A 20,951-nucleotide genomic window follows, 5' to 3' on the forward strand; every position below is an offset into this window, starting at 1 on the left:
CAGGGGACCCGAGGCGCGCAGCAGGGGTAGTGGCTCTTCTCGCCTGATCACTGCGCTCCTGGTTGCCGGATACGACCAGGCTGTCGGGAAGGGACCAGTCTGGACGACGTGAGCGCCGTCTGGCTTCGCACCATAGGCATGCCGCGGTCGTGCCGGAATGCGACCGGACGCGACGGGAGTAACCGTGTTCGTACAGTTGCAGTGGGCGGAAAGGATCAGGGAGCGTGCACATCATGACCAAGGACAAGAAACTGAAGCAGGGGGATTCCGTCTCCTGGAGCAGTCACGGGCAGACCGTTCCCGGCAAGGTGAAGAAGAAGATCACGGAGCGGGGCGAGGTCGCGGGACGTACGGTCGAAGCCTCGGAGGAGGAACCGCAGTACGAAGTCGAAAGTGAGAAGTCCGGCCGCACTGCTGTTCACAAACCGCAGTCTCTGCGGAGAAAGAACAAGGGCTCCTGAGGACCAGATCCATTGCTGTCGTGGCTCTCGCGACGCTGTCGCTCAGTGACGGAAGCGTCTGACGGTGGTACGCAGGTCATGCGGGACAGCCCTTGCCTGTTGGGCACCCCTTGACAACAGTGGGCACCGGTCCAGTCCTCTACGGCCAGAAACAAGCTCCCCTCCACGGAGACCTGTCGCTGATGCCTCCGACGACCTCCCGCAGCTGCTCTCCGGTGGCCCCTGCGACGGGGCACGTGTGGCTCTTGGCAGAGGCACCCCTCCGGCCGCCTACCGGGCGGGGCGGTCCTTGTTCGGCCGGTCGGCGTCGCATGGGTCGAGGCCTCGCTCCCAGCGTTCACGGCGCTCGGCCATGGACTGCTCCCACCACGGAGCACCGCGTTCGCCGAGGGCCACCTTCGCGCTGTGCACCTGACTGCGCGCCCGCTTCTCCGCCGCCGTGTCGCCCTTTTTCATGGCCGACCCCACAGCGCGCCGTGCTGCCATGAGAGCGGTGCGCAGACGGGCGGCGATGTCTTCGGGGATCTCCGGATCCGTCGCACGCCATCGGCGGCCGCCGACCCGGACATACCGGCCGTCGGGCGTTCGTTCCGATGGAGCGGCATCGTTCATCTCCTTCATGCTGCCGTACATGCCGGGCGCCCGCCGCCCGGCGCGGTGGGACGTCGCGCGATCGCGTTTACCGCTGGTTGGCCGGGGGACGCGTGCCGTGCGCTGCAGGGGCCAACGGCCGGCAGCCCTACGCGGTCGTGGCCGGAGTACGGCGTAGTGGGGTGCTTGCTTCGTACAGGCTGCGGAGTGCCTGTCGGTAGGAGGTGATCAGACTCGTCTCCAGATAGGCGACGTTCAACTCTTCGCAGTAGTGCCGGACGATGATCTGTGCCCTGCGCAGGTTGGGGCTGGGCATGCTGGGGAAGAGGTGGTGTTCGATCTGATAGTTCAGTCCCCCCAGCGCGATGTCGGTGAACCAGTTGCCGCGGATGTTGCGTGAGGTGAGGACCTGGCGGCGCAGAAAGTCCGGGCGGTCCTTGCCGGTCAGGATCGGCATGCCCTTGTGGTTGGGGGCGAAGACCGAGCCGAGATACACACCGAAGAGGCCCTGCTGAACGGCGAGGAAGGCGATCGCCATGCCGGGCGGCAGCACCAGGAACAGTGCGGTCAGGTAGACCGCGAAATGACCGATGAGCAGCGCCCCCTCCAGTGGCCTGTGCTTGAGCGATCGGTCTGCCAGCGCCCTTACACCCGACACGTGCAGGTTGAACGCCTCCAGAGTGAGGAGGGGGGAAGAACAGATAGGCCTGCGAGCGGCCGATCAGGCGGGGCAGCCCCCGGGCCGAGTGAGCCTGGTCCTGGGACCAGACGATCAGGTCGGGTTCGATGTCGGGGTCGAGTTCGTCGTGGTTGGGGTTGGCGTGGTGGCGGGTGTGCTTGTCCTGCCACCAGCCGTATCCCATGCCGATGCCGATGTTCGCGGCGATCCTTCCCCCCATCTCGCTGGCCTTGCGCAGCCGGAACACCTGGCGGTGGGCGATGTCGTGGGCCAGCAGCGCCACTTGGCCGAAGGCCGCGGCCAGGAACGCGGCGACGGCCAGGGTCCACCAACTGGCGCCGACGAGGACGAAGGCCGTCCAGCCTCCTGCGTAGAGTGCGGTCACAGCAGCGATACGGGCCGTGTAATAGCCGGGGCGCCGGGCCGCGGCGCCCTTCCGGCAGAAGTCGTCCGTCTCCCGCGCACCATCGGGTCGGCCCGGGTGCGAACGCTTCCGGTGGGACCGGCGGCAGGGCATCGCACCGGGGGCAGTTCGCAGCGGCCCCTTGCCGCCGGCCACGGGAATGGGTCCCGGGGCGGGCGCTTTCACGGCACCGCCACGGGAGTTCCCGACCGCTCCCGACCCGTACGTACGGATGCGGCCCGGTCCGCTCACCGCGCCGAACGGACCGGGGCGCCAAGCGCCAAACCCTCTCGTACGGTCGCGGCTGCCGCACGACGACACCTCTATGCGCGATTCCCCATCATCGGTCGACCAACCGCTCTCACCAGAACCGTGGCCGCGCACGGAAAGCGCGGCCTGCGGGCGACCGCCTCATCCGGACGGTCGGCCGCGACACCAGGGCTCAGCGCCCTTCCGCCGCCCCTCGACCCGGCCGTTCCGAACCGCGGAAGCTGACCGGCCGTCTACTGGGAGCATTGCCGGCGCGGCTGACTCCGCTGGTACCAGGACAGCTGGTGAACGTGTGTGAATGCCCAGCCGTGCCACTCGGCGAAGAAGTGCGGCGCGCACCGTGATGCAGTGGAGCGAGCCCAACAGGAAAGCACCCAGGGCGAACAGCAGTACCACCCGCCCAGCGGAGGCGGTCCGGTTCGTCTCTTCGGTCGCCGGTCCCAGCCCGGTGGTCAGCCTGGGGGCGCCGAGCACGATGAGGGTGGTACCGATCCGCCCGACGCGATCGTCCACCATCGCGTCGGCTTCCGCCGCCACGACTTAGGACAGCAGTATCCAGGGAACTGCGGCCAGGCCGACGATCGTTCGTAGGACGTGCACCCGCTTCACCGCCCCAAGCGGAGGGATGTCCGCCACGATATCGCGCACACATTCGCACATTCAGGCCTCGACCGCCGCCACTCGGGCTCGGCGGTCGAACTCTGCCTATGTGGTCGGTTGACCGTGGTGTCCGAGGGGGGACTTGAACCCCCACGCCCGATAAAGGGCACTAGCACCTCAAGCTAGCGCGTCTGCCATTCCGCCACCCGGACAAGGTGTCTGTCGTTCGCGGCGTGTTCCCCGCGGCGACATGGAAAACAATACCAGGGGTTCGGCGCGCCCTTCACCCGTATATCCGGTGGTCAGTGCGGTGCGGCGTGCCGGTGGGACCTCGGCCTCCCCGGTCCTCGGAGGTCCCGGGGCTACCTTCGCGTCCATGAGTGATCGCGGCTACCGCCGGCCCCGTCCGCTGTCCCCTCTGCGCGAGCATCTGCGCGACACGTTCTGGTTCGCCCCGACGATGGGGTTCGTCTGCGTGTTCGCGCTGTGGTTGGTCGCCACCGAACTGGACGACGCGATCGTCACCCTGCTCCAGCGGGAGGAGGCGTACGAAGAGCTGGGCGAGCTGATGGCGTTCTCCCAGGACGCGAAGACGATCGTCACCACGATCAGCTCGGCGATGATGACGTTCATCGGCGTCGTGTTCAGCATCTCCCTGGTCGCGGTGCAGATGGCGAGCGGCCAGCTGACGCCCCGGGTGGTGCGGATCTTCGTCAGGAGCCGGATCAGCAAGCTCACGCTGACGGTGTTCCTGGCGACGTTCCTCTTCTCGTTGCTGGTGCTCTCCTCGTACGAGAGCGAGAGCGATCCGCGCCGGGTGGTCTCGGTCCCGTTGGTGCAGAGTCTGCTCATCCTGCTGATGCTCGGGCTGAGTCTGCTGCTCTTCGTCGTCTACGTGAGCGCGACGCTGCGGCTGATGCAGGTGGGGCCGGTCGTGGACAGGATCGCGCGCGACTCGTTCCGGGTGCTGGGCCGGATGCCGAGGGGGCCGCGGGGCGAGGACGAGCCGGGGCCGGAGACCGCGCGGGTGCTGCACGAGGGGCGGGCCGGGGTGCTGCGGGACGTGAACACGGCGCGGCTGGTCCGGGCCGCGCGGCGGCAGGGCGTCGTGCTGCGGCTCATTCCCCGCATCGGGGACTTCGTGGTGCCGGGGACGCCGGTGCTCGCCGTCCACGGCGGGGCCGTGCCGCCTCCGCGCCGGCTGCGGTACGCGGTCTCCGTCTCGGTGGAACGGACCTTGCACCAGGATCTGGCGTTCGGGCTGCGTCAGCTCGCGGACATCGCGCTGCGTGCCCTGTCGACGTCGGTGAACGATCCGACCACCGCCGTGCAGTGCCTCGACCGGATCGTGCAGTTCCTGGCGGCCGTGGCACACCTGCCGCTCGGCGCCGTCCACCACCGGGACCGGGACGGGCGGGTACGCCTGGTGCAGGACGGTCCGGAGTGGGAGGACCTGGTGGATCTCGCCTTCGAGGAGATCCGGTGGTGTGTCTCCGGCAGTCCCCAGGTGACGCGCCGGCTCATGGCGGGTCTGGACGATCTGCTGCTGCTCGTCCCGGAGGACCGGAAGCAGTCGCTGGTCAGGCATCGTGCGCTGCTCGTCCAGACCGTGGAGCGCACGGTGGCGGTGGCCGCCGACCGGGGGTTCGCCCTGCTTCCGGACCGGCAGGGGATCGGGTAGGGGCCGGACCGCGGTGAGCGGTGAGCGGCCCGCCGGAAGGACTCCGGCGGGCCGGGCTCCACCCATCAGTCGCCGCAGCGGCCCTCGCGCAGGGAGTGCAGGTGCTCGCTCGACTTGCGGGCGAACGCCAGCGACTCGACCGGGTTGTCGTGCTCCGCCTGCCAGTGGTGGTAGGTCCGGCCGTGGTGGGTGCGCTTGGTGACCTTGGACAGGAACGTCTTGTAGTCGATGTCCCCGTCGCCCACGTCCGACATGCGGTAGCCGTCGCGGGTCGTCTCGTCGCGGACTCCGTCCTTGACGTGGAAGAGCGGGTAGCGGTTCGGGTGCCTCAGGACGTACTTCAGCGGGTCGAGCGGGGCCGGGCTGCCGTCCACGCGCTTGCTGAAGCGGAACTGGGCGCAGTAGGCCCAGTAGATGTCCAGCTCCAGGTAGACGAGGTCCGGGTCGGTCTCGGCGAGCAGGACGTCGTAGAGGCGGACGTTCGGTTTGTCGGTCGCGAAGGAGAACTCCTCGGCGTGGTTGTGCTGGTAGAACTTCATGCCGCGCTCGCGGGCGGCCGCCCCGTAGGTGTTGAACTCCTCCGCGGCCCGCTTCCAGCCGTCGACCGTGGAGCCGTAGCGGAAGGGGCCGGAGGCCGTGCCGATGTGCTTGAGGCCGAGCGCCTGGGCGTCGTCGAGGACCTTCTCCAGGTTCTGGGCGAAGGTGTACGCGCCGGGGTTGTTGTCGTCGTAGTAGCCGACGTGGCTGCCGATCGGGTTGAGTCCGTGGTCCCGGGCCAGCCGCTTGAGCTGGGCCAGGGTGATGGGACCGGCCGAGCCCTGGGTGTAGCCCGCGAGTTCGATCTCGTCGTAGCCGTACTTCTCCAGTTCGGCGAAGACCGGCGCGAAGCCCAGCGTGGAGATCTGGTCGCGGAGGCTGTAGAGCTGGATGCCGAGGCGGCCGGGCGGCAGGACGGGCTTGCCCTTGCCGTGACCGTGACCGTGGTCATGGCCGTGACCGTTGCCGTGTCCCTGGCCTCGGTCGCGGCTGTCGGCCTGCGCGCTCGCCGTGCCGATGATGGTGGCGGCGGTGGCTCCGGCGGCGACACCGAGGATGTTGCGGCGGCTCAGTCTGCGGGCGAGTTCGGTGTCCTTGGAGGTGCGGCTCATGTTCGGGTATCTCCCTTGCTGACCTGACGGGGTGAGTGGTGCGGTGCCGGGCGCGTGACGGGGAATGTCAGTGCAGTCCGGCAAGCTGGAGGAGCAGGGACTTCACTTCGGTGGCCCTGACCCGGTCGGGGAACGCGTGGGGGGTGGAGCAGAGGATGAGCGGACCTTCGTCGTCGCTCTCGGGGAGGCGGCCGTGGCTGCCGCGAATAGGTGAGGGGTCCAGGGGCACGACCGCCATGCGGTAGCGCATGCCGAGCTTCTTGCGGGCGACCGCGGAGACGGCCTTGACCCGGACGTAGGGGTCCTGGGGGTCCATGAAGAGCTCGACGGGGTCGTAGCCGGGTTTGCGGTGGATCTCGACGAGCTGGGCGAAGTCGGGGGCGCGGGCGTCGTCGAGCCAGTAGTAGTACGTGAACCAGGCGTCCTTCTCCGCGACGGCGACCAGCTCGCCGGAGCGGGGGTGGTCCAGGTGGTGCGCCTTCTTGCCCTCGTCGTCGAGGAGTTGCTCGATACCCGGCAGGTCCGCGAGGGCCGCCCGGGTCGCTTCCAGGTCCTCGGGGCGGCGCACGTAGATGTGGGCGAGCTGGTGGTCGGCGACGGCGAAGGCCCGGGACGTCATCGGGTCCAGGTATTCCATGCCGTCCTGGGTGTGGACCTCCAGGAGCCCCGCCCGGCGCAGGGCGCGGTTGATGTCGATCGGACGGTCGACGCGGGTGATGCCGTATTCGGAGAGCGCGACGACGGTACGTCCCTCGGCGCGGGCGTCGGCCAGCAGCGGGGCCATGGCCCGGTCCAGTTCGGCGGCGGCCCGGTGGGAACGGGGGTCGTCGGGGCCGAAGCGCTGGAGGTCGTAGTCGAGGTGCGGGAGGTAGCAGAGGGCGAGGTCGGGCGTGCGGGTGGCGATGACGTGCCGGGTGGCGTCGATGATCCACTGGGAGGAGACGAGGTCGGCGCCGGGGCCCCAGAAGTGGAAGAGGGGGAACGTGCCGAGCTTGTCCGTCAGTTCGTCGTGCAGGGCGGGCGGCCGGGTGTAGCAGTCGGGTTCCTTGCGGCCGTCGGCGTAGTAGACGGGGCGCGGGGTGACCGTCCAGTCGGTGTCGGCGCCCATGGCGTACCACCAGCAGATGTTGGCGACGGTGTAGCCGGGGTGGGCGCGGCGGGCCGCGTCCCACAGTTTGTCGCCCTCGACGAGCCCGTTGTGCTGGCGCCACAGCAGGACGTCGCCGAGCTCGCGGAAGTACCAGCCGTTGGCGACGATGCCGTGTTCGGCGGGCATCGTGCCGGTGAGGAAGGTCGACTGGGCGGCGCAGGTGACGGCCGGCAGGACGGTGGAGAGCGGTGCCTTCGCGCCCTGCTCCCCCATGGCCCGGAGGTTCGGCATATGGGCCAGGAGCTGCGGGGTGAGGCCGACGACGTCGAGGACCAGGAGCGGGGTGGGGCCGGGGGCGGCTTCGTCGGTCATGGCAGTTCCTTGAGGCCGAGGTCGACCAGGAGGTCGCGGGCGAGGGTGAGTTCGGCGGCGATGCCGTCGGCGAGCTGGGTGCGGGTGCGGGGACGCAGCTCGGCCGGCAGCGCCTGCCAGGTGTACGTCTCCACCTCCAGGTGCCGGGTCAGGGGCACGGGTCCGCCGACGAGCCGGGTGAGCGTGTCGCGGAGCACGGGCAGCGTCGAGGTCAGCGGGGGCGCCGGGGGTGCGTGGAGCGGCACGTGGAAGTGGGCGCGCCAGGGTGTGCTGTCCGGGAGCGCCCGGCCGGCGACGGCTTCGTCCAGGTCGTCGGTGCCGCGCAGCCCGGCGGCGGTGCGGGTGCGGGTCTGGTGCAGGAAGCGGGGTTCGGCGAACGCGGCGAGCGCGGCGCGGACCTCCGGAAGGTGGGGGTGGTCGGCGTGCAGGGCGGCGGAGAGCTGGGACTTGACGACGCGGACGCCGGCGGCGGCCAGGGCGTCGAGGGCGGTTGCGGGGTCCTCGAAGGAGGTGGCGAGGTGGCAGGTGTCGACGCAGATGCCGATCCGGTCGTGGGCCACGTCGGTGAGCGGGGCGATGGCGTCGGCGGTGGTCTCGACCGTGCAGCCCGGTTCCGGTTCGAGGCCGACGCGGATGGACTTGCCGGTGAGTTCGGCCAGGGCGTCGAGGCGCTGGGCGAGTGTGGTGAGGGCGGCGCGTGCGGTGCGGGCCGCCCCGGGGTCGCCGTCGTAGGGGGTGCGCCAGGCGAGCGGCAGGGTGGAGATGGTGCCTTCGGTGGCGTCGTCCGGGAGGAGGGCGGCCAGGAGGCGGGCGAGGTCGGTGGTGTGGGCGAGGCGGTCGGGTTCGGTCCAGTCCGGCCGGTAGACCCGGTACTTGACCTCGTCGGAGCCGAACCCTTCGTAGGGAAAGCCGTTGAGGGTGACCACTTCGAGGCCGCGGCTGTCGAGTTCGGCGCGCAGCGCGCGGAGTTCGGCGGGGTCGTTGATCAGGGTGCGGGCCGCGTCCCGGGCGAGCCAGAGGCCGATGCCGAGCCGGTCCCGGCCGAGCCTGCGGCGGACGGGTTCGCAGTGGTCGCGGAGCTGGGCGCGGACGCCGCCCAGGGTTTCGGCCGGGTGGACGTTGGTGCAGTAGGCGAGGTGGACCGTCGAGCCGTCCGGGTGACGGAAGCGCATGACCGCCTCACTCCCCGCCGCGCAGGATGGAGTTGCCCTCGTGGAGGCTCTGCGGCCTCGGCACGTCGAGCTGTAGGCGGCCGCTCTGGCCGTAGAAGGCGACCGGGTTGCGCCACAGGACCTTGTCGACGTCGTCCTCGGTGAAGCCGGCCTTCAGCATGGCGTCGGCGACCTTGCGGGTCTTGAGGGGGTCGCTCTTTCCCCAGTCGGCGGCCGAGTTGACGATCATCTTCTCGGTGCCGTGGTTCTGGAGGATGGTGACCATCCGGTCCTCGTCCATCTTGGTGTCCGGGTAGATGGAGAATCCGGCCCAGGAGCCGCTGTCGGTGGCGGCCTTCACCGTTGTCTCATTGAGGTGGTCGAGCAGAACGTGCTCCGGGGGGAGGTTCGATTCGCGGATGACGTCGATGGTGCGGTGCAGACCGGCGAGCTTGTCGCGGTGCGGGGTGTGGACGAGGGCGGGCAGCCCGTGGTCGGCGGCGAGCTGGAGCTGGGCGGCCAGCGCGTGGTCCTCGGCCGGGGTCATGGAGTCGTAGCCGATCTCGCCGACGGCGACGACCCCGTCCTTTTCGAGGTAGCGGGGCAGCGCGTCCAGGACGGGGGTGCAGCGGGGGTCGTTCGCCTCCTTGGGGTTGAGGGCGAGCGTGCAGTGGTGCGCGATGCCGTACTGGGAGGCGCGGAAGGGCTCCCAGCCGAGGAGCGCGTCGAAGTAGTCGAAGAAGCTGGCGGGCGAGGTGCGGGGCTGGCCGAGCCAGAAGGAGGGTTCGACGAGCGCGCGGACGCCCGCGTCGTACATCGCCCGATAGTCGTCGGTGGTGCGGGAGGTCATGTGGATGTGGGGGTCGAAGATGCGCATCAGGACTCCTCCGTGGGGGCGGGGGCGTTGGGAGCCGCGGCCGGCGGGGCCCGGTGGGCGCCCGCGTCGGCCGGGGCGGTGAGGTCGAGGACCGTGCGCAGGTCTTCGGGGACGGTGCGGCCGGCGGCGGTGCGTTCGGCCGCGAAGTCGCCGAGCATGCGGGCGAGTTCGGTGTCTCCCCGGGCCCGGTCGCCGAGCCGGGCGACGGCCGCCACCGGCACCTCGGTGAACAGGCACTTCAGTACGGCGTGCCGCCAGGCGTGCGTGTCCAGGTGGTCGGCGGCGTAGGGGCCGACGGCCGCGGCGACCAGCCGGGTGTCGTTGGCACGCAGGGCGTCCTCGACGAGCGGGAGCGCGGTGTCGCCGAGGTCGAGGCGGTGCAGGGTGAGCAGGACGGCGCGGCGTTCGGCGGCGGTGCCCTGTCCGTAGAGCCGGGTGACGGAGGGCAGCGTGGCGCGGGCCTCGACGAGCAGGAGGGAGCGTACGGAGTCGGCGTGCTCCAGTCCGCAGTGCCGGCCGGCGGCGGCGTAGCGCAGCTCCCACGGCGGGGAGGTGTAGGGGCCGGTCGCCTCCCGGCCGGGGCCGTCGGGCGTGGCGGCGGCGTGGGCGGCCTCGGCCAGGGCCTCGTCGAGCCAGGCCCGGGCGGCTCCGGCGAGTTCGGCGTCGAGTTCCTCGCGGGACTTCAGCACGGGGCGGCTCCCTGGGGTGCGGTACCGCGCGTCATGGCGTCGTGCAGGAAGTCGATCGAGGCGCGGGCCAACTCGGGGCCCGCGTGGGAGTGGCGGGGCAGTTCGACGACGGTGAGGCCCCGGTAGTCCGAGGCGGCCAGGGCGGCGAGCAGGGGTGGGAAGTCGATCTCCCCCTCGCCGAACGGCAGGTGTTCGTGGACTCCGCGCCGCATGTCCTCGATCTGGACGTGCCGGAGCCAGGGGGCGGCCTGCTTGGCGCACTCCAGGGGTGTCGCCTCCTCCAGACACTGGCAGTGGCCGATGTCGAGGGTGAGGCCGAGCGGGCCCGGGTCGCCGAGCAGGGCCCGCAGGTGGTGGAAGTCGGCGAGGGTGGCGAGGAGGTGGCCGGGTTCGGGCTCGACGGCGAGGGGGATGCCGGACCGGTCGGCGGCTTCGAGTACGGGGGTGATCGCCTCGGTGAGCCGCTTCCACGCGGTGTCCGCCGAGGCGCCGGGCGGGGTGATGCCGCTGAAGCAGTGGACGGCGTGCGCGCCGAGTTCGGCGGCCACGTCGACGGCGCGGACCAGCAGCGCGGTGCGGGCGGCCCGGGCGTCGGGGTCCGGGTCGAGGAGGGAGGGGCCGTGCTTGCGGCGCGGGTCGAGGACATAGCGGGCGCCGGTCTCCACGGTGACCCGGAGCCCGAGGGAGGTGAGCCGGCGCCGGACCCGGCGGGTGCGTTCGGAGAGGTCCGGGGCCATGGGGTCCAGGTGCATGTGGTCCAGGGTCAGGCCGACGCCCTCGTAGCCGAGGTCGGCGAGGAGGCCGAGGGCGTCGTCGAGGCGCAGGTCGGTGAGCCCGTTGGTGCCGTATCCGAGGTGGAGGGTCATGTGGGGCTCACCTTCCGTGCGAGGCTGCGGGCGAGGGGGACCAGGCCCATGACGGCGAGAGCGGTGACGGGTGCCCCGGCGCGGGCGGCGAGCGCGGCCTGGAGCGGGATCATGGCCCGGATGCCCCCGCCGACCGCGCGCTGGGTCAGGGGCGGGGACGGGTTGAGCGCGGCGTGCAGGAGAGGTGGTCCGGCGGTGCGGAGATAGGCGCCGGTGAGCGCGATGACCAGGAGTCGGGCGGGATCGGTGACCTTTCCGAGCGGGCCCGCGTCGAGACGCCGCGCGACGGCGTAGGTGTTGACGTCGGCGTAGGTGTTGACGTCGGCGTAGGTGCCGGACCTCGTCGCACCGGGCCGGTCGGGGGCCGGTCCCCGGGACTCCCAGGACTCCCGCAGCACCGCTGCCGCGAGTGCCGTCGTCGTGGCCAGCACCGCGAGCGGGGTGCCGGTGGAGCCGCCCTGCGCCTCGTGGCGCGATACGGCGGTGACGCCGTAGGTGTGGGCCCCGAGCACCAGCGAGGCGGGCAGGGCGGGCAGGCATGCGGCCAGGCCGCCACGCGGCGCTGCCGGGGCCGCCGCTCCGGCAACGTTGTCGGAGCGGCCTCCCCCTCGCGGCGTGCCGAACCCCGTCACCGGTGCCGTGGCCGTCGCCGTCGCACCCAGCAGCAGGTCCAGCGAGCGGGCCGCCGCCATGGCCGCCGGGCCCGCCTTCGTGTGCTTGAGGTGCAGGTCGTAGGCCCAGACCGTGGCGGCCAGGCCCGTGGCGACACCCAGCGCGGGCCGGCCGGCCCGGGCCGCCAGGGCGAGGCCCGCCGCGGTCAGCGCCCCGGCCGCGCCCAGGGCCGCCCCCGGGCTGATCCGGCCCGAGGGGATCGGGCGGTGCGGGCGGTCCACGGCGTCCTCGTCGCGGTCGGCCCAGTCGTTGAGGGCCATGCCGGCCTCGTACAGGCACAGCGACGCGCCCATCGCCAGGGCGGTGCCCCGGCCGGGCCGGCGCCCCACCGCCGCCGCGCCCGCCAGGGCGTCCCCGGGCACGGAGAACAGGGCGGAGACCCGCAGCAGTTCCGCCCAGGCCCGCAGCCGCTCCCGGGGCGCGCGCCGCCCGGATGCCGTGTCCGCCCGGCCGGCGGTGTCCGCGCTCCGCTCCCCGTTCCGGCCCGTGGGGGTCGGTCCGGGCCTGTCCGGTGCGGGTGCAGTCCCACCCGCACCGGACAGACGATCATCGGTCACGGCGGTCGTTCCCACGCCGTGCGCCACACCGCTGCGCCGGCCGGCCGGGAGTACCGACAGGGCGGAGACGAGAACGGCCGGGAGGGCGTTCCGTCGCCACCTCACGCCCGGTCCCGCAGGCGCTCGGCGAAGGTGAGCAAGGTGGCGTACTGCTCGGCGAGTGCCGCCGAGGTGCCGCCGTCCGGGTCCTTGAAGTAGAAGCCGAGTTCCGGCAGCGGGCCGCTGATCCCGGCCTCGTGGGCGCGGGCGAGCAGCCGTGCCAGGTCCAGGACCAGCGGGGCCGCGAGGGCCGAGTCGCAGCCCTGCCAGATGGTCTGGAGGATCATGCGGGAGCCGAGGAAGCCGTCGAAGGCGATGTGGTCCCAGGCGGTCTTCCAGTCCCCCATAGCGGGCACGTCGTCGATGTGCACCTCGCCCTCGGGGGCGGCGCCGAAGGTGTCGGCGAGGACGCGTTCCTTGCCGGCGTTCTTGGCCGCCGCGGCCGCAGGATCGGCCAGCGCCGCTCCGTCGCCGCCGCCCAGCAGGTTCGACCCGGACCACGCCCGTACGGCGAGGGCGCGCTGGAGGAACATCGGGGCGAGCACGGAACGGAGCAGCGTCTGGCCGGTCTTGCCGTCGCGTCCGGCGTGGGGAAGTCCGCCGGCGCCGACGGTGTCGGTGAGCGCGGGGGTGCGCAGTCCGGTGGACGGGGTGAAGTTGGCGTAGGAGCAGCCGGCCCGCAGGGCGGCGGCCGCGTAGAGCGAGCTGGCGGGCAGCCGGGTGTCGTCGGGTCCTGGCGCGGGTTCGGTGGAGGCGACGTTGACGACGACGGTCCGGGCCAGGTCGTGGCGGTGGGCGAAGTCGGTGAGGTCGGCGGCGAACGCGGCGATGAGCTCCTGGTCGGTGCGGGTGTCGCCGGGGAGCGGTCCGCCGGGGCGGATCTCCGCGTCGGCGGCGTCGAGTTCGGCGCGTACGGCGGAGGGCAGTCCGTGCGGCAGTACGCCGCCGTCGGCCAGGGCCTCGGCCCGCTTGGCCAGCGGGCAGTCGAGGGTGTCGTGGCCGCCGAAGACCAGGCTGGTCAGGGCGGGCAGGCGGCTGTCGGCGAAGGGAGGCGTCTCGGTGACCATGCCGGTCGGCGGGTGCAGGCCCGCGGCGATGGCGGCGCAGCCCGCGGTGGCGGTGGTCGCCACGGAGCCGCGTGCTCCGATGAACCAGACGCCGGTGCGGCCCGCGGGCCCTGCGGAGCCGGTGGCCTCCGAGGGGCTCGGGGCATTGCTGCGGCCTGGGGCGTCGGTTCGGCCTTCACGATCGGCGCGTGCGGTCACGGGCTGCCTCCCTGGGGGGATGTCGGGGGTGGAGGACGACGGGCGGGGGAAGGTGTGTGTGCTTCCCCCGCCCGTCGTCGGCAGAGGCGGCCGCCCTACTTCGAGGGCAGCTCCTTCAGTTGGATGTTGCGGAAGGACACCTGGTCGTCGGCTCCGTGGTTCTGGAGGCCGATGTAGCCGTCCTTCAGACTGCGGGCCGGGTCGGTGTTGGTGAAGTCGTTGATCTTCGCTCCGTTGAGGAAGATCTGCAGACGTTCGCCCTGGACCTTGATCTCGTAGCTGTTCCACTGTCCCGGCGGCCGCAGGACGCGGTCACGGGCCTTGATGTTGGCGGATTTGAAGGTGTAGACGGCGCCGGTGGTGCGGTCGGCGGCGTCGGTGGCGTCGATCTGGATCTCATACCCGTTGTTGACCGCCGACCACGGGTCGTCGGACTCCGGGAAGCCCACGAAGATGCCGGAGTTGTCGTCGCCGGTCATCTTCCAGTCGAGCTTCAGCGAGTACGACTTCAGCTCCTTGGCCTGGTAGGTGAGCAGGCCCATGCCGCCCTCGGAGTGCAGGGCTCCGTCGCTGACGGAGAACTTCCCCGGGCCCGCCTGCTTCCAGCCGTCCAGCGTCCTGCCGTTGAAGATGGGCCGGTAGTCCTTGTCCGGCTTGCAGTCGGCCTTGACCTGACCGGTGGCGTAGCGCAGGCCGCCCAGCACGTGGCTGCGGAAGGCCGGCTCGGCGTAGGACTCCTTGGTGTGGCCGAGGCCGGTGTAGAAGGAGCGGCCGCCCTCGTAGGTCTGGCACCAGGAGATCGGGTGATCGCCCTTCATGTTCCCGCCGGTGTAGGTGGTCTCGTCCAGTGTGGCGAGGACCTTGGCCTTGTCCCGGGGGTTGGTGCCGTAGTTGTACCACTCGTCGGTGCGCTGCCACTCCTCGTCCAGGTGGGCGGTCGCGGGATGGTCGTGGTCCTCCACGCGGACGGTGGCGGGCTGGATCTGCGGGTGGGAGTCGAAGTAGGCGCCGACGAGGCCGCCGTAGAACTCCCAGTCGTACTCGGTGTCGGCGGCGGCGTGGATGCCGACGTAACCGCCGCCGGTGGCGACGTAGTTCTCGAACGCCTTCTGCTGCTCGGCGTTGAGGACGTCACCGGTGGTGGAGAGGAACGCGACGGCGTCGTAGCGGGCCAGGTTGCTGGTGGTGAACTGGGCCGCGGACTCGGTGGAGTCGACCGTGATGTTCGTGTCCTTGCCGATCTCCTTCAGTGCCGCGATGCCCGTGGGGATCGAGTCGTGGCGGAAGCCGGCGGTCTTGGAGAAGACCAGGACGCGCTTGGCCGTCTTGTCGACGGGGGTGTTGGACAGTTCGAAGTCGTCGACGTCGTAGAGCGCTCCGTCGCCGCCCTTGAAGACCAGGAAGAGCTCGGTCTGCTTCTTGGGCGCTCCGCGCAGCGGGATGTCGATGTCCTGGAAGGTGTCCCAGCTGCCGGTCACGGGCACGGGGCCCGAGCCGAGGATCTTGCCGGTGGGCGATCCGGCGCGCACTTCGAGGAAGCCGCCGGAGCCGGCCGACGAGACGCGGGCGGTGAGCTTGGTGGTGGATCCCAGGACGTACGTCTTGAAGGAGATCCAGTCGTCGTTGTGGATGTCGCCGACGGTCTTGCCGCCGTGCGCGCTGGACTTGTTCGGGGTGGTGACGCCCGAGGAGGCGTCGAAGTGCTCGGCCTGGCGGTGCTTGGGCTGGAGCCGGGAGGCGTCCTTGCCGGTCAGCTTGGCCTGGCCGCCGCCGCCGTTGTCGGTGTAGGAGGCCGAGATGCCGCCGTAGATGTTGGCGTTGGGGTCGTGGCCGCCTTCCATGGCGGTCTTGATGGTGCCCTCGCAGCCGTGCTCGGTGGTGATGTCGTGGCCGTGGCTGTCGTGGCCCAGGGTGAACTTGACCTCGACCTTGGAGCAGTCGATGGTCCCGTCCTCCGGGTCGCTGACGTTCACCTTGAACGGCACGGCGTCACCGAACTCGAAGAGCTGGCCGTCCTCGGGGAGCACCAGCTCCACGGTCGGGGCGGTGTTGCCGACGGTCACGTGGACGCTGGCGGAGCCGGTGCGGCCGGTGGGGTCCTCGGCGGTGAGGGTGGCGGTGTAGGTGCCGTTCTTCTTGTACGTGTACGTCGGGTCGGCGGCGGTGGACGCTCCGCCGTCCCCGAAGTCCCAGGCGTAGGTGAGCGGGTCGTCGTCGCCGTCCGCCGTGCCGGCCGAGGAGAACTTCACCTTCAGAGGTGCGGTGCCCGACGTCTTGTTCGCCGAGGCCTCGGCGATGGGCGAGCGGCCTCCGGTGGCGTTCTCGATGCGGTAGAGCGCGGAGTTCTCGTCGCCACCGAACCAGGCGAGGCCGTAGTCGAGGACGTACAGGGCCCCGTCCGGGCCGAATGCCATGTCCATGATCTGCGTGCCGGACCACGGCACGTCGTTGATCGACTGGACGCCGCCGTCGGCGTCCTGCTCGATGCGCTTGATCCACTGACGGCCGAACTCACCGGCGAAGAAGTCGCCGTCGTAGGCTTCGGGGAACTTCACCGGGGAGTCCAGGTCCGCGTCGTAGCGGTAGACGGGGCCGCCCATCGGGGACTCGGAGCCGGTGCCGAACTCGGGCACGGAGCCACCGTCGTACGGGATCCACGCGGCCTCGGCCGGCGGCAGGTCGACGAGTCCGGTGTTGTGCGGGGACTCGTTCTTCGGGGCGGCGCAGTCGAAGGCGGCGCCCGATGCCTTGGTGCCGAAGTCGTAGTCGATGTACGGCTCGTTGTCGCCGACGCAGAAGGGCCAGCCGAAGTTGGCGGCCTTCGTCACCTTGGCGAACTCCACCTTCCCGGCGGGTCCCCGCTTGGGGTCGGCCGCGCCGGCGTCGGGGCCGTAGTCGCCGACGTACACGGTGCCGGTGGCCTGGTCGACGGAGAAGCGGAACGGGTTGCGGAAGCCCATCGCGTAGATCTCGGGGCGCGTCTTGTCCGTCCCGGGCGCGAAGAGGTTCCCCTCCGGAACGGTGTACGAGCCGTCCTCGGCGACCTTGATGCGCAGGATCTTGCCGCGCAGGTCGTTGGTGTTGCCCGAGGTGCGGCGGGCGTCGAACGCCGGGTTGCGGTCGGGGCGTTCGTCGATCGGGGTGAAGCCGTCGGAGGCGAAGGGGTTGGTGTCGTCGCCGGTGGAGAGGTAGAGGTTGCCCTCGGCGTCGAAGTCGATGTCGCCGCCGACGTGGCAGCAGGTGCCGCGCGAGGTGGCGACGTCCAGGACCTTCTTCTCGCTGGCGGTGTCGAGGGTGCCGTCCTCGTTGAGGACGAAGCGGGAGAGCCGGTTGACGCCCTCGAACTTCGCGAAGTCGGCGGCGGTGCCGGTCTCCGGGGCGTCGCCCGCGGGGGTGTCCATCGGCGGTGCGTAGAAGAGGTAGATCGCGCGGTTCTCGGCGAAGTCGGGGTCGACGCCGACGCCTTGGAGGCCTTCCTCGTCGTGCGTGTACACGGGGAGGGTGCCGGAGATCTTGGTGTTGCCGGCGCTGTCGGTGATCCGCAGCTCGCCGCTGCGCGAGGTGTGCAGCACGCTGCGGTCCGGGAGGACCGCGAGCGACATGGGCTCGCCGGTCTCCTCGGCACCCTTGGCCAGGGTGACCTGCTGGAAGTCCTCCGCCACGGGCTCGTCGTGCCCGGGGTGTCCCGGGTGGGCGGTGGCGCCGGGGGCGGAGCCGAGGGTCAGGGTGGCGGCGGCGAGCAGGCCGCCGGTGAACAGCGCGAGCGATTTACGGACCCGGGTCCGGGCCAGGAGCCGCTTTCTGGTTCTGTGCACGTAGGTCCTCCGGGGAGTGCCGGTTGTACGGGCGGGTGTAGCCGTGCCGTGCCGCGCGGGGACTGCCGCGCATGCGTCACCAGGGACGAGAGCGACCCCGGTGACGCGAGTCATGTCGTGTACACGAAATGGACGGTAGACCTGTTCGTCCTCGACGGAAAGCCCTTGTGCGACAGGTAAGTCGAACTTCTGCTTCCGCCAGGACAAAGGAGTTTTCGGGCAGCGCGAGGCAGCCCCGGGGGGTTGGGAGGCCGTCTTTCGGGTCATGCCCCCGGGGCTGGGGTGTCCGCGCTACTCGCCGCCGCCGAAGGCCGCGTCGAAGGAGGCCGACGGCGGGTCGAAGTCGAACCGCTTGAGGCTGGCGAGCGCTTCCGGAGCACCCGTCAGCCGGTCCATGCCGGCGTCCTCCCACTCCACGGAGACCGGGCCCTCGTAGCCGATGGACCGGAGCATCCGGAAGACGTCCTCCCAGGGCACGTCACCGTGACCGGCGGAGACGAAGTCCCAGCCGCGCCGGGGGTCGCCCCAGGGAAGGTGCGAGCCGAGGCGGCCGTTGCGGCCGTCGAGGCGCTTGCGGGCCTCCTTGCAGTCCACGTGGTAGATCCGGTCGCGGAAGTCGTAGAGGAAGCCCACGGGGTCGAGGTCCTGCCAGACGAAGTGGCTGGGGTCGAAGTTCAGCCCGAACGCGGGCCGGTGGTCCACCGCTTCCAGGGCACGCTTGGTGGTCCAGTAGTCGTACGCGATCTCGCTCGGGTGCACCTCGTGGGCGAAGCGCACCCCCTCGGCGTCGAAGACGTCCAGGATCGGGTTCCAGCGCTCGGCGAAGTCCTCGTAGCCCCGCTCGATCATGTGCGGCGGGACGGGCGGGAACATCGCGACGAGGTGCCAGATCGAGGAGCCGGTGAACCCGATGACCGTGTCCACCCCGAAGGCGGCGGCCGCCCGGGCGGTGTCCGCGATCTCGGCGGCGGCCCGTTGCCGTACGCCTTCGGGCTCGCCGTCGCCCCAGATGCGGCCGGGCAGGATGCCCTGGTGGCGTTCGTCGATCGGGTGGTCGCAGACGGCCTGGCCGACCAGGTGGTTGGAGATCGCGAAGCACTTCAGCCCGTACCTGTCGAGCAGTTGGTGCCTGCTGTCCAGGTATCCGGGGTCGGACAGCGCTTTGTCGACCTCGAAGTGGTCTCCCCAGCAAGCGAGTTCGAGACCGTCGTAGCCGAAGTCCCGGGCGTGCTTGCAGACCTCCTCCAGCGGGAGGTCGGCCCACTGGCCGGTGAACAGGGTGAAGGGGCGGGGCATGGGCGGCTACCTCCTGGGTTACGAGGACGGGACCGGGGTGTGCACGGAGTTCTTGGCGGCGCTCTCCTCCACGGCGGCGAGCACCCGCTGCACCTGGAGCCCGTCCGCGAACGACGGTACGGGCGCGGTGCCGTCGGCGATCGTGTGGACCACGTCGCGGGCCTGGTGGACGAAGGTGTGCTCGTAGCCGAGGCCGTGGCCCGGCGGCCACCAGGCCTCCAGGTAGGGGTGCTCGGGCTCGGTGACGAGGACGCGGCGGAAGCCCGCGGTGGCGGCGGGTTCGGTGTGGTCGTGGAAGGACAGCTCGTTGAGCCGCTCCAGGTCGAAGGCGAGGGAGCCCAGCTCCCCGTTGATCTCCAGGCGCAGGGCGTTCTTGCGTCCCGCCGCCATCCGGGTCGCCTCGAAGGAGGCCAGTGCGCCGGAGGCGAGGCGGCCGGTGAAGATCGCCGCGTCGTCGACGGTCACCTCGCCCCGCTCCACCGTGTCGGCGCTGCCGGAGAGCCCGGCGGACGCCCCGGAGAGCAGCGGCCTCTCCCGTACGAAGGTCTCGGCGACGGCGGACACCCCGGTGAGCAGTTCGCCCGAAAGATACTGGGCGAGGTCGACGATGTGGGCACCGAGGTCGCCGAGCGCGCCGGACCCGGCGTGCTCGCGCTTGAGCCGCCAGGTGAGCGGGGAGGCCGGGTCCACCAACCAGTCCTGGAGGTAGGTGGCGCGCACATGGCGCAGCCGGCCGAGCCGGCCCTCCGCGATGAGCTGCCGGGCGAAGGAGATCGCCGGCACCTTGCGGTAGTTGAAGCCCACCATCGCCACCTGCCCGCGGGCGGAGGCCGCCTCGGCGGCGCGGACCATCGCCTCCGCCTCGGCGACGGTGTTGGCGAGCGGCTTCTCGCACAGGACGTGCTTGCCCGCCTCCAGGGCGGCGATGGCGATCTCCGCATGGCTGTCGCCGGGGGTGCAGATGTCGATCAGCTGGACGTCGTCCCGGGCGATCAGTGCCCGCCAGTCGGTCTCCGCGGCGGCCCAGCCGTGCCGGGCCGCCGCGGCGTCGACCGCCGCACGGTCGCGTCCGCAGATCGCGGCGAGAGCGGGCCGCAGGGGCAGGTCGAAGACGTGTCCCGCGGTGCGCCAGCCCTGCGAGTGGGCGGCGCCCATGAACGCGTATCCGACCATGCCGACCCCGAGCGTTCCCGGCGCCTCCTGCGGCGACGGTGCCGGGCCTTGCGTTTCCGTCTCTTGACTACGGGCCATGCGGACTTCCTCCTCGTCGATGTGCGGTAACGGGCCGGGGGGTGCGCTCCGAGCACCCCCCGGAGTCCCGGTCAGTTGAAGCCCGTCGGCAGGTACTGGTCGATGTTGTCCTTCGTCACGACCGCGGAGTACAGGGTCAGGGAGGTCGGGATCTCCATCTCGGAGAGGCCGCTGACACCCTTGCCCTGCCCCAGTGCCCGTGCGAGGTCGATCGCGGACGCGGCCATCGTCGGCGGGTAGAGGACGGTGGCCTTGATCACCGAGTCGTCGGCCTTGATGGCGTCCATCGCGGACTTGGCTCCGGCGCCGCCGACCATGATGAACTCGTCGCGGCCCGCCTGCTCGATGGCGCGGAGCGCGCCGACGCCCTGGTCGTCGTCGTGGTTCCACAGGGCGTCGAACTGCTTCTGTGCCTGGAGGAGTTGCGCCATCTTCGCCTGGCCCGACTCGACGGTGAAGTCGGCCGCCTGACGGGCCACCAGCTTGATGTTGGAGTAGTTCTTGAGGGCGTCGGCGAAGCCCTGGCTGCGCTGCTTGGTCAGCTCCAGGTTGTCGATCCCGGCGAGCTCGACGACCTTGGCGTTCGCCTTGTCCTTGAGCTGCTCGCCGATGTAGTGCCCGGCGTTGAGGCCCATGCCGTAGTTGTCGCCGCCGACCCAGCAGCGGTAGGCCTGCGGGGAGGCGAAGATGCGGTCCAGGTTGACGACGGGGATGCCCGCCCTCATGGCCTCCAGGCCGACCTGGGTGAGGGCCTTGCCGTCGGCGGGAAGAACGACGAGGACGTCGACCTTCTTGTTGATGAGGGTCTTGATCTGGCCGATCTGGGTGGCGGTGTCGTTGGAGCCCTCGGTGGTCTCCAGGGTCACGTCGGAGTACGTCTCCGCCCGGGACTTGGCGTTCACGTTGATGGCGTTGGCCCAGCCGTGGTCGGCCTGCGGCCCGGAGAAGCCGATGGTGACGGCCTTGCCCGGCTTGTCGTCGGCGGGGGCGCTGTTGCCGGCGGGCTCGGTCTTCTTGGGCTCGTTGCTGGTGCAGGCGGTGAGGAGCGCGCCCGCGGAGACGGCGGCGGTTCCGAACAGCAGCCCTCTGCGGCTGGTTTCTGGCATGACGGTCTGACCCTTCATCCGGTGGGTGCTACGAGGTGCGGGTGCGGGGGGTTTGTTCAGGGGCCGGGGGGC

At 71.1% G+C, this 20,951-nt stretch carries 15 protein-coding genes, 1 tRNA gene and 1 pseudogene; 2 read left to right on the top strand and 15 right to left on the bottom strand.

Annotated elements, in window-relative coordinates; all coding sequences use genetic code 11:
* The first annotated feature begins 233 nt into the window (after positions 1-233).
* Positions 234-461 (top strand): DUF2945 domain-containing protein, encoded by a 228-nt coding sequence (locus ACIRJT_RS26085; protein WP_403913401.1) that lies wholly within the window; start codon positions 234-236, stop codon positions 459-461.
* 270 nt (positions 462-731) lie between these two features.
* Here ACIRJT_RS26085 and ACIRJT_RS26090 read toward each other — a convergent pair whose 3' ends face one another.
* The 3 genes and pseudogenes from ACIRJT_RS26090 to ACIRJT_RS26100 all read right to left on the bottom strand — a co-directional run bounded on the left by ACIRJT_RS26090 (position 732) and on the right by ACIRJT_RS26100 (position 3,216).
* On the bottom strand, positions 732-1,073 hold the full coding sequence (locus tag ACIRJT_RS26090; RefSeq protein WP_403913404.1) for a hypothetical protein: 342 nt from the start codon (positions 1,071-1,073) through the stop codon (positions 732-734).
* Between the two features lie 127 nt (positions 1,074-1,200).
* Positions 1,201-2,248: pseudogene (locus ACIRJT_RS26095) on the bottom strand (fatty acid desaturase family protein).
* A gap of 880 nt (positions 2,249-3,128) precedes the next feature.
* Positions 3,129-3,216: transfer RNA gene (locus ACIRJT_RS26100), tRNA-Leu, on the bottom strand.
* A 164-nt stretch (positions 3,217-3,380) separates the two neighbouring features.
* Here ACIRJT_RS26100 and ACIRJT_RS26105 point away from each other — a divergent pair.
* Positions 3,381-4,685 (top strand): DUF2254 domain-containing protein, encoded by a 1,305-nt coding sequence (locus tag ACIRJT_RS26105; RefSeq protein ID WP_403913407.1) that lies wholly within the window; start codon positions 3,381-3,383, stop codon positions 4,683-4,685.
* A 65-nt stretch (positions 4,686-4,750) separates the two neighbouring features.
* Here the strand turns inward: ACIRJT_RS26105 and ACIRJT_RS26110 are convergent, their stop codons facing one another.
* From ACIRJT_RS26110 to ACIRJT_RS26165, 12 genes are all read right to left on the bottom strand, one after another.
* Positions 4,751-5,833: a sugar phosphate isomerase/epimerase family protein gene (locus ACIRJT_RS26110; protein ID WP_403913410.1), complete on the bottom strand. Its 1,083-nt coding sequence runs from the start codon at positions 5,831-5,833 to the stop codon at positions 4,751-4,753.
* 67 nt (positions 5,834-5,900) lie between these two features.
* On the bottom strand, positions 5,901-7,295 hold the full coding sequence (locus ACIRJT_RS26115) for an alkaline phosphatase family protein (RefSeq protein ID WP_403913413.1): 1,395 nt from the start codon (positions 7,293-7,295) through the stop codon (positions 5,901-5,903).
* Positions 7,292-8,467: a metabolite traffic protein EboE gene (gene eboE / locus ACIRJT_RS26120; RefSeq protein WP_403913416.1), complete on the bottom strand. Its 1,176-nt coding sequence runs from the start codon at positions 8,465-8,467 to the stop codon at positions 7,292-7,294. The genes ACIRJT_RS26115 and eboE overlap by 4 nt, the downstream gene beginning before the upstream one ends.
* 7 nt (positions 8,468-8,474) lie before the next feature.
* Positions 8,475-9,323: a TatD family hydrolase gene (locus ACIRJT_RS26125; protein WP_403913419.1), complete on the bottom strand. Its 849-nt coding sequence runs from the start codon at positions 9,321-9,323 to the stop codon at positions 8,475-8,477.
* Positions 9,323-10,012, bottom strand: coding sequence for an EboA domain-containing protein (locus ACIRJT_RS26130; RefSeq protein WP_403913422.1), 690 nt, complete (start codon positions 10,010-10,012; stop codon positions 9,323-9,325). The genes ACIRJT_RS26125 and ACIRJT_RS26130 overlap by 1 nt, the downstream gene beginning before the upstream one ends.
* Positions 10,006-10,878: a sugar phosphate isomerase/epimerase family protein gene (locus ACIRJT_RS26135; RefSeq protein WP_403913425.1), complete on the bottom strand. Its 873-nt coding sequence runs from the start codon at positions 10,876-10,878 to the stop codon at positions 10,006-10,008. Before ACIRJT_RS26135 ends, ACIRJT_RS26130 begins: the two co-directional genes overlap by 7 nt.
* Positions 10,875-12,212, bottom strand: a complete 1,338-nt coding sequence (locus tag ACIRJT_RS26140) for an SCO3242 family prenyltransferase (protein ID WP_403913428.1) — start codon at positions 12,210-12,212, stop codon at positions 10,875-10,877. Before ACIRJT_RS26140 ends, ACIRJT_RS26135 begins: the two co-directional genes overlap by 4 nt.
* Positions 12,209-13,411: an inositol-3-phosphate synthase gene (locus tag ACIRJT_RS26145; protein ID WP_403913430.1), complete on the bottom strand. Its 1,203-nt coding sequence runs from the start codon at positions 13,409-13,411 to the stop codon at positions 12,209-12,211. Before ACIRJT_RS26145 ends, ACIRJT_RS26140 begins: the two co-directional genes overlap by 4 nt.
* Positions 13,412-13,506: 95 nt before the next feature.
* A complete protein-coding gene (locus ACIRJT_RS26150; protein WP_403913433.1) occupies positions 13,507-17,226 on the bottom strand; it encodes a ThuA domain-containing protein in 3,720 nt (1,239 codons plus the stop codon).
* 291 nt (positions 17,227-17,517) lie between these two features.
* Positions 17,518-18,522 carry a sugar phosphate isomerase/epimerase family protein gene (locus ACIRJT_RS26155; RefSeq protein WP_403913435.1) on the bottom strand — a complete coding sequence of 335 codons (1,005 nt, stop codon included), beginning with the start codon at positions 18,520-18,522 and terminating at the stop codon, positions 17,518-17,520.
* Between the two features lie 18 nt (positions 18,523-18,540).
* Entirely contained in the window at positions 18,541-19,773 is a 1,233-nt protein-coding gene (locus ACIRJT_RS26160) for a Gfo/Idh/MocA family protein (RefSeq protein ID WP_403913438.1), read from the bottom strand.
* A gap of 71 nt (positions 19,774-19,844) precedes the next feature.
* A complete protein-coding gene (locus ACIRJT_RS26165) occupies positions 19,845-20,879 on the bottom strand; it encodes a substrate-binding domain-containing protein (RefSeq protein WP_403913441.1) in 1,035 nt (344 codons plus the stop codon).
* Positions 20,880-20,951: the final 72 nt, after the last annotated feature.

Source organism: Streptomyces sp. NPDC102283, assembly GCF_044766265.1.
GTDB lineage: Bacteria > Actinomycetota > Actinomycetes > Streptomycetales > Streptomycetaceae > Streptomyces.